The organism is Actinoplanes sp. NPDC051494, from assembly GCF_044454705.1.
In the GTDB taxonomy this organism is placed as follows: Bacteria; Actinomycetota; Actinomycetes; order Mycobacteriales; family Micromonosporaceae; genus Actinoplanes.
The window spans coordinates 1,246,881-1,255,277 of sequence record NZ_JBITDZ010000002.1 but is presented as its reverse complement, the minus strand read 5'-3'; the positions used below and the strand labels follow the sequence as shown (position 1 = coordinate 1,255,277).

Here is an 8,397-nt window from a genome sequence, read left to right as displayed (position 1 = left end):
GGCACCCGCATCGCCGTACTCGGAGCCGCGTTCAAACCCAACTCCGACGACGTACGCGACGCACCCGCCCTGTCCATCGCCGCCAGCCTCGCCAAAGCCGGAGCCGACGTACGCGTCTACGACCCCCAAGGCATGGAAAACGCCCGCAAGGTCCTCTCAACCGCGACCTACGCAATTTCACTAGAGTTCGCCGTCACCGATGCGGACCTGGTGTGCGTGCTCACCGAATGGCCGGAATTCCGCAACGCCGACCCGGCCGCGCTCGGCGCCCTCGCCGCCGCCAAACGCGTGATCGACGGCAAGAACTGCCTCGACGCCACCCTCTGGGCCCGCGCAGGCTGGGAATACCGCGGAATAGGTGTCCCCAACCTCGCGAGCAGCGGCCGGTAAAGATTCATCTCCGCGACCTGGCGCAATTCCTCATTCCCATCGGGCTTGGATCTGCTGCTCGGCAGCCAATCCCTCTCAGGAGATGACTGTTTCTTCATGACTGAACCCACGATTCGGGTAGCACTCCTGACGCACGGCTTCTACTCCGGCGGAGGCGTTCCCTCCGTCGTCCGCTGGTTGCGAACCGGCCTGCAGAAGCAGGGCCGCTACGAGGTCACCGTCCATGACCTCGCGACCTCGCGAGCGGATGCCAACAGTCGTCTCCTCACCCGGCCGGCCACTTGGCGGCGAGAGAGTCTTCTGACCGTGGATTCCGCCGGTGTCCACCGGTGGGGGGCGAACGCGGTCGAGCTCGAGTTCATGCGCTACAAGCCACGCAGAGAGATCACCGACCACCTGGAACGTTACGACGTACTCCAAGTCGTCTGCGGGACCCCTGCTTGGGCCGCGGTGGTACGCGGAAGCACCAGACCCGTCATCCTGCAGACAGCGACCATCGCACAATGGGAGCGCCAGGAGGCCCTGGTCTCCAAGAAGTTGGGCAGACGGTACTGGACGAAAGCGATGACCTCGGCCACCACCAAGGCCGAGAAGCTCGGGCTGGAGGCGTCAGACGTCGTCCTGGTCGAGAACAGAGAAATGTTCGACCACGTCAAGACGATGGGTCACACGAACACCATCATCGCTCCCCCGGGTATCGACACCAACACCTTCAAGCCTCATCCGAGGGGACACAACCGGCAGGGCTACCTCCTTTCCCTGTGCCGGCTCGGCGACCCACGCAAGCGGCTTGATCGCCTGGTGGACGCCTACGCGCTGCTCCTCGGTGCAGCGCGTGATTGTCCCGACCTGGTGATCGCCGGGCGAGGAGCGCTGCATGACGCGGCCAAGCAGCGGATCGACCACCACAAAATTTCTGAACGAGTCCGGGTAATGCCTGACGTCAGTGCAGAGGATCTGGTCTCGCTGTATCAAGGTGCATCCGTGTTCGTCCAGACCTCGCAGGAGGAAGGGCTCGGACTCTCGCTCCTGGAAGCCATGGCCTGCGGAGCGCCGGTGGTCGCCACGGAAACCGCCGGCAGCCTCGAAACCGTGGTCGACGGATACAACGGCTTCCTGGTGACGCAGAAAGTCGAGCACGAAATTCCGCACAAGGTGATGCTGGCCGTGTCCAGGCTGCTCCACGAGGACGATGGCCGCACGAGCACCAACGGGCGTGACTTCTGCGTCGCCAATTTCTCCACCGCGAAGACGTTAGCAAGGTATACGGACGCCTACGATCGCGCGATCGGCCAGCGCGTAGTGCCCCCATCGAGATCACCGGTTGCAGCCGATCTCGAACTGGGACAGCGGCTTTCCGAGTAACCGTCATGAGCAAAATAGAGCTTGGATTCAGCCGCGTAACACAGGCGAAGCGCCCCCTGCTGGGAGTAACGACCAACGCCGCCTCCAGCCTGGGGAACTTCCTTCTCGCAGTAGGAGTGGCGCGCTCGGTCTCCGTCGAGGAGTTCGGCCATTTCGCCGTAGCCTTCTCCCTCTATGTGCTGATCGTCGGTGCATACCGATGTGCGATCACAGAGCAAGTGCTGGCCCTCCCCGGCGCGCCGGGCGTCACGCACCGAGGCAGTCAACTCCTCGTCATGCTGGGAGGAATCGCCGGCGTAGTCGCCGTAGGGACGGCCCTCGCCTTCGATCTGAAGTACATCCTGGTGCTCGGCATAGCCCTGCCCGGCCTGGTGATGTACGAACACATCAAGACGCTACTGCTGGGATTCGGCCGCGCCGAGAGCGCCTTCGTCCAGGAGATCATCTGGACCGGGATCGTCGTATCCCTGTTCGTCCTGATGATGGTCACCGACCTCGGCCCGCTGGCCATCTTCTCCGGGTGGGCCATCGGCGGAGCCACAATCGGCCTGTTGCAAGCCGTCCGGCTTGGCGTTTCTCTGAAGCCGGCCACGAAGACGCCTGATCTGCCGGCCAAGACCTCGTTCCTCTACGGCCTCGAGTTCCTCACCGGCAGCGGGGTAGCCCAGCTGATCACCAGCCTGCTGCTGATCGCGGCGACCGCGGAGGTGATCGGTGCACTCCGTGCGGCCGGCACCATCCTTGCCCCGTGCACGATCCTGATCACGACAGCACGCGGCATCGCGATCCCATACCTGGCAAGGATCCAAGCGAACGATCCTCAGAAGCTCGTTCAGCGCGCACTGCTCATCTGCGCCACCATGATGAGCGCCATCGCCACGCTCGGTCTCCTGGTGTTCCTCCTGCCGGCGCAGGTCGGCTCAAGCTTGCTGGGCGGGAGCTGGGCAGGCGCCAAGCCGACGGTGCCGTTCCTGACCGCAGAGCTCGTCTTCGCCTGCCTGAGCGCCATCGCCCTCGCCCTCCACCGCACCATGGGCGCCCCCGCACGAGGCCTGATGATCGAGGCCGCAGTCGGACCCTTCCGAGTAGCGGCGATCCTGGCTAGCGCGCACTATTTCGGCGCGGTCGGCGCATCTGTGGCAATGGCGCTGATTTCACTATTGGGAGCGGCGCTGTGGTGGCTGAGCTTCACAAAGCTGAAGCACGCCTCGGTCATTCCCTAATCCATCGCCAGGCAGACTTCTCCTGCCCGGCAACCACAACCGATCATCACTTTTTTGCGCCGACCATGAGGGTCGATGGCATGACATTTTGCAGCCGACGGCTCCCATCTCTTCTGAGCATCATCCTAACTTCTTTGGTCAACCAGATAAGGGCGACGAACGCGACCACCCCTCGACCGGTGACGAAAAGCGCTTGAGGCCCGGCCTCATAAGCCAATGCACACTGCGCGACCCCGATAGACAGAACGAAGCGCGCTGGGCTTGGATGATGGAGCGCAGCGATCTCCAAGCTTCCGAGCAGCAGACCAAAGATCGCAGACAGCGTGAGCAGCCCCAGCGGCCCGAAGTAGGCAGTCATGGCTCCCAACATTCCTGGGAGCCAGTCGATCTGCTGGTCGATGCCGAATCTACGATCAATGAATGCCTCCTCGTTCCTGACCTCTCGGGCACTGTCCAACTTATCCGGTGCCAGGAAGCTCGGAACAACCAGAAACATACTATTTTTCAACGTCTCCAGCCCCACCGACGGGACATCCTGACGGAGCCCCTGGAGTACCAGCGCACCGTAGGTGTTGCAGTCAAAGCGGTAAACGAAGTCGTTGAGGATCGCACCCCGGCTCTGAGCGGTGGGGAGCGCCGCAAGGCCCGCAAAAAGCCCGTTGATCCGGTCGTCGGCGCCCTGTCCCGCGGTGAAGGATTCCCGACCGGCGGTAAACCGTGTGGACGAGATCAAGGCGGCAAAGAAGATCACGATCAGCGCCACCCATGCGGCCTGTCTGCGCGAAGGACGCACCCCACACAGGCGAGCTCCGAGCAGAGAAAGCAGGCAGGTCGCTACTATCATCGTCCGCGTGCCGGCCAAGGACAACATGATCCCCTGCACCGCAAACAACGGAATCAGCCATCGGACTCCATAGCGGACCAGGATGACTGCTCCGGTGGCAGCCATCACCGGCACGAGGAACTGGCCGGCAAGCCCGACAGCTACGTAATCATCGCGGCTGGCAACCTGCCCGATGGCCACGGCGCCGAGGGCTCCTCGACCTTGCCAGGTAAGGATCAGAAGAGGAGCGGTTAGCGCCACCAGAAATTTCAGCGGAAGCCTGGAAACGTATTCGGTCTTGTCCTGAGCCGCATCCGTGAAGTGCGCTCCTTTACTACGCACCAACATGGAGTAAGCGACGGCGTAGATCGCGATCGCCACTGACATCAGCAGAACCCAGTCGTCCATGTCTGCCTGAACAAGCCATCGGCGATACGCATTTCGGCCGGGCCAGATCCACTGCATCACCTCCGTGACACCGTGACCCAAGACGGCCATGAGCAGCATGAGAGCCGCAGGCCTACGAATCCAATCACCACGAATGACGACATGCACAAAACAGACTGAAATGGCTTGCAGGCATAGGCCGAGTATCACTGAAACGGTCAAAGCGTGCCTCGATGCGCTAGCTGGATACGGTCAGGTCAGCCGGTCCAAAGTCTTACGACCAGCCACAAGGACCAACCGCGCGGATCTTTTCGCCGCACCGTTCCACAGGCCAGCCACACAAACATGAACCCGGACATCCCGCCGTCACTGGTCCTTCGTTTTGCCGTCCCGTCCGAATATCCGGAGAGCAAGAAATACAGGGAGCGCGGCCAGCAGACTCTGCAGATAACCGGTCAGGGCGTCGGGATGAGTGTTCGCCCAGCCCAGAGGACCGGGTATGGCCATCAGAGCGACTGCAAGCCGGACAGGCCCTGGACCACCTCGGGTTCTCAGCAGTAGAACAAAAGCAAGAGCCCAACCGCTATAAAATATCATCAGGCCATAGGGGCCTTCGATGAAGTAGACCGTTCCTACCGCAAGGAAGTTGTAGGACGACGTCCTGGTGCCGCCCATGTACTCATTGATCAAGTTTCCGGTCGAAAGGGCGGGGCGGCCCGGATCGAGGACCCGCGGAACCAAGCCGTAGCGAAGGATGTCGCTGGTACGCATCTCGCCCGGCAGCCTGGCGGGAACAGAATAGGCGGACGCTGCCGTCAACTGCTCATCGAAGCGGAGCCGGTCCTGGGCCGTGACGTCGGAGTCCACGGCCACGCCGCCACTTTCCCGGATCTCGTTTCGTATGCTGAAAACGACCGGCCAGATCAGCACGAGACACAACCCGAACGTCGCGACGAACTTGATTCTGAGCAGTCCGAGCAGGAGGCCGGCAAAGATGGTGAAACTGATGTAATTGACAATTGGCGCGGTAATGGCGGTGTATCCGGCAACAACGATTTGCCCGAGAAGGAGCAGGCCGCACCACTTCAAGAACGAAGAGTCCTTCATGAGCCCACCGAGGCATGCCGAAGCGAAAAGCGCTACGGCTAAATACTTCCAACTGGCAAGCGGGGTGGTCAAGCTGGCCAACGGCGACGCCGCGACTTGCCCGGTCACCTGGGTGAAGATGGAACTTCCACCGACGGCAGCATTGGTGATGTCAGCGACCACGCTCACGATCGCCACGACCCTGGCTACACGCACTATTTGTGGGTACTTGGAATTTGCCTCTACACACTTGTCTGCCGACTTGTAGGGCAACCTCAGCAGGAAGAACATCGTCTCCACGCACGCAGAACTTCCGACCGCAATCCCGAGGACCATACACAGGAAACCCATATGCGGATTCCCGTAGTAGATTGCCATGGGAACAATTGCGACGTACGGCGCCAGCGTCAGACACGTGATGGGATACCGCTGAAGAACTCGGGTTATCACCCTCCCGTTGCCATCTCGGACCTGAGTGGAGTCCTCGACCGCATGCACGGCAAGAGTCGCGGGGAGAGGTTTCATCAGTGCCCCGTTCCATCGGGCCGCTGAACCAGGACGAGGAGCACAGACAGCCTCCCGACGTCGCCCACATCACGTGAGCGGCAAAAGCCAACGGGATTCCTGCAAATGCCTGCCCGGTCTATGCCGTAAAGAGTTCCCACCCATATTCCCGCCTAGTGTCTTTGGGATTTTTCACCGCTTCAGCACAAGATCTAACGCGCCGGCACGCCCTTGACGATTGAGCCTGCCGGGACGTCTTTGACCGCGCATGCACCCGCGCCTATGGTCGCCCCCATTCCGACGGTCAGGCCCTGGAGCAGGGCAGCCGTGGTACCGACCAGGACTCGCTCGTGCAGATGACAGTCGCCGGACACCGCAGCCAGTGGGTTGATCTGGACGAAGTCATCGAGAACGGTGTCGTGACCAACGGTGACGTTCTGGTTGAGATGGACGTGGCGGCCCATCGTGACATTGGTCGTGACTCGTGCTCCGGGAAAGATGACGACGCCCTCGGCGAATCGGTTGTCCAGGCCCACCGTCGCGGCGGGATGGATGATGGGTGCCGCGGCCCTCATCCCCGGCCCGATCTTGCCGGCGACCTTAGCTCTTACCCGGGGGTCTCCGATACCGATGACGTATCGCACGTCGTTGGGCATTGCTGCCAGCTGGGGGATCGCTCCCAAGAAGGGAACCCCCAGGCGTTCCAGCCGACCGAGGTTGACGTCGCTGGGTGCGTCGTCGACGAAGCCGAGTACCTTCCAGGGGTCTCCCTGGGCTTCGTTGATGGCCTGGACGACGCCGAAGATCTCGCGGCCATGACCTCCGCACCCGACGATGACCAGCGGCTCAGGCATTCGCCACGCCTCGCATGCGTTCGGCCGTTCCGGTGAACTCCGGCATGCTGACCTCGCCCTCAGCCGCGATGCCGTCACGCCGCAGCACTGTCATGAACGTCTCGAACATGATGCGGATGTTGAGGGGCAGGGTGCGGTGATCGACGTACCAGACGTCCAGATCGAATTTGTCTTCCCAGGAGAGGGAGTTTCGGCCGCGGACCTGGGCCAGGCCGGTCAGGCCCGGGCGGACCTCGTGGCGGCGGGCCTGTGTCGGTGTGTAGCGGCCGAGGTAGCGGACCAGCAGCGGCCGCGGGCCTACCAGGCTCATGTCGCCCTTGAGGATGTTGATGAATGTTGGCAGCTCGTCCACGCTCGTCGCTCGCAGGATGCGGCCGAGGCGGGTCATTCGGTCCGCGTCGGTGATGAGGCCGCGCTGAGGGTCGACGTCGCGCATGGTGCGGAATTTGACCATCGTGAAGATGCGTCCGTTCAAGCCTGGTCTGGCCTGGTGGAAGAAGACTGGCCGGCCCAGCCGCCAGGCGACCAGGATCGTGACGACGAGGATGAGTGGCGCGGTGATTGTCAGCATGACCAGGGCGACGATGATGTCGAACGTCCGCTGGATCCCGTCGTGCAGTCGTACCCGGTCGATCATCGGTTCCTCCCCAGGAACTCCGAGGTCGTGTCGAGGATTCGTTGCCTGTCGAGGTCGCTCAGGACCGAGCCGCTGGGCAGCGTGAGCCCGTTCTGGAAAAGCGTTTCGGCTGCGCCGGTCAGGTATGACCGCGCACCGGCGAATGCGGGCTGGAGGTGCATCGGCTTGAAGACCGGGCGGGTCTCGATGTCCTGGTCGGCGAAGTGTTGTGCCAGGTCCGCCGCGGCCCAACCGGCCTTGGCCGGGTCCACGATGATGCTGGTGAGCCAGCAGTTCGCGCCGTCGTCCACACCGAGCAGGGTGACCCCGTCGGTGCTGGCGAAGACCTTGGCGTAGGCGTCGCGGAACGCCCGGCGGCGGGCGATCATGTCGTCGAGCCGGCTGAGCTGTGCCCGGCCGAGGGCGGCCAGGAGGTTGCTCAGGCGGTAGTTGTAGCCGACCTCCTCGTGCTGGTAATACGGCACGGGTTGCCTGGCCTGGGTGGAGAGGTGGCGGCAGCGGGCCGCGAGGGCCGCGTCGTTCGAGAGCAGCATGCCGCCACCCGACGTGGTCATGATCTTGTTGCCGTTGAAGGAGACGACGCTCGCCGATCCGAACGAGCCCGCCGGCCGGCCCCGGTACGAAGCGCCCAGCGATTCGGCGGCATCCGCGACAAGCGGCACCTGGTGCTCGTCACACAGACGGGTGAGTTCGTCGTAGTCGGCACACGTGCCGAAGAGGTCGACCGGCATGACCGCGCCGATGACGCGGCCCTCACCCCGGAGGTCGCTCAGAGCCCTGGCCACCAGTGCCGGGTCGATGTTGCCGGTCTGCGGATCGCTGTCGACGAATACCGGGGCCGCCCCGGTGTACGCGACCGCGTTCGCCGTGGCGGCGAACGTAAGAGTCGGGACCACAACAACCTGGCCTGGGCCGACTCCGTTGGCCAGCAGGGCGAGGTGGAGCCCCGCGGTGCCCGAGCTGACGGCGACCGCGTGCGCGACGCCGACCCGGCCGGCCACCTCCTGCTCGAAGGCGTCGACCGCCGGCCCGGCCGGGGCGACCCAGCCGGATCGGAGTGCCTCGACGACGTAGGCCTCTTCGAGCTCGCCGACATCGGGGGCGGACAACAGGATCCGTCCGGTCATC

Annotated in this window: 8 protein-coding genes; 3 read left to right on the top strand and 5 right to left on the bottom strand. The window is 63.3% G+C overall.

All coding sequences use genetic code 11. From position 1 onward, the window contains the following. The 3 genes from ACIA6A_RS12535 to ACIA6A_RS12525 all read left to right on the top strand — a co-directional run. Positions 1–390: UDP binding domain-containing protein (locus ACIA6A_RS12535; protein ID WP_396097603.1), on the top strand; the 390-nt coding region annotated here is incomplete at its 5' end. A gap of 45 nt (positions 391–435) precedes the next feature. After that, positions 436–1,755, top strand: a complete 1,320-nt coding sequence (locus tag ACIA6A_RS12530; RefSeq protein WP_396097602.1) for a glycosyltransferase family 4 protein — start codon at positions 436–438, stop codon at positions 1,753–1,755. Between the two features lie 5 nt (positions 1,756–1,760). Further along, positions 1,761–2,978, top strand: a complete 1,218-nt coding sequence (locus tag ACIA6A_RS12525) for a hypothetical protein (RefSeq protein WP_396097601.1) — start codon at positions 1,761–1,763, stop codon at positions 2,976–2,978. Between the two features lie 46 nt (positions 2,979–3,024). Here ACIA6A_RS12525 and ACIA6A_RS12520 read toward each other — a convergent pair whose 3' ends face one another. The 5 genes from ACIA6A_RS12520 to ACIA6A_RS12500 form a co-directional block, all read right to left on the bottom strand. Further along, positions 3,025–4,410 (bottom strand): hypothetical protein, encoded by a 1,386-nt coding sequence (locus ACIA6A_RS12520; protein ID WP_396097600.1) that lies wholly within the window; start codon positions 4,408–4,410, stop codon positions 3,025–3,027. Between the two features lie 144 nt (positions 4,411–4,554). Then, the gene (locus ACIA6A_RS12515) at positions 4,555–5,652 is read right to left on the bottom strand and encodes a hypothetical protein (protein WP_396097599.1); all 1,098 of its coding nucleotides are present in this window, start codon (positions 5,650–5,652) and stop codon (positions 4,555–4,557) included. A 338-nt stretch (positions 5,653–5,990) separates the two neighbouring features. Further along, the gene (locus tag ACIA6A_RS12510) at positions 5,991–6,632 is read right to left on the bottom strand and encodes a NeuD/PglB/VioB family sugar acetyltransferase (RefSeq protein ID WP_396097598.1); all 642 of its coding nucleotides are present in this window, start codon (positions 6,630–6,632) and stop codon (positions 5,991–5,993) included. Continuing rightward, on the bottom strand, positions 6,625–7,269 hold the full coding sequence (locus ACIA6A_RS12505) for a sugar transferase (RefSeq protein WP_396097597.1): 645 nt from the start codon (positions 7,267–7,269) through the stop codon (positions 6,625–6,627). The genes ACIA6A_RS12510 and ACIA6A_RS12505 overlap by 8 nt, the downstream gene beginning before the upstream one ends. Then, positions 7,266–8,396 carry a DegT/DnrJ/EryC1/StrS family aminotransferase gene (locus ACIA6A_RS12500; RefSeq protein WP_396097596.1) on the bottom strand — a complete coding sequence of 377 codons (1,131 nt, stop codon included), beginning with the start codon at positions 8,394–8,396 and terminating at the stop codon, positions 7,266–7,268. Before ACIA6A_RS12500 ends, ACIA6A_RS12505 begins: the two co-directional genes overlap by 4 nt. Position 8,397: the final 1 nt, after the last annotated feature.

Coding starts and splice junctions, on each gene's coding strand:
- ACIA6A_RS12525 (WP_396097601.1), top strand. CDS start 1,761: ATGAGCAAAATAGAGCTTGGATTCAGCCGCGTAACACAGGCGAAGCGC.
- ACIA6A_RS12505 (WP_396097597.1), bottom strand. CDS start 7,269: ATGATCGACCGGGTACGACTGCACGACGGGATCCAGCGGACGTTCGAC.
- ACIA6A_RS12515 (WP_396097599.1), bottom strand. CDS start 5,652: ATGGCAATCTACTACGGGAATCCGCATATGGGTTTCCTGTGTATGGTC.
- ACIA6A_RS12500 (WP_396097596.1), bottom strand. CDS start 8,396: ATGACCGGACGGATCCTGTTGTCCGCCCCCGATGTCGGCGAGCTCGAA.
- ACIA6A_RS12510 (WP_396097598.1), bottom strand. CDS start 6,632: ATGCCTGAGCCGCTGGTCATCGTCGGGTGCGGAGGTCATGGCCGCGAG.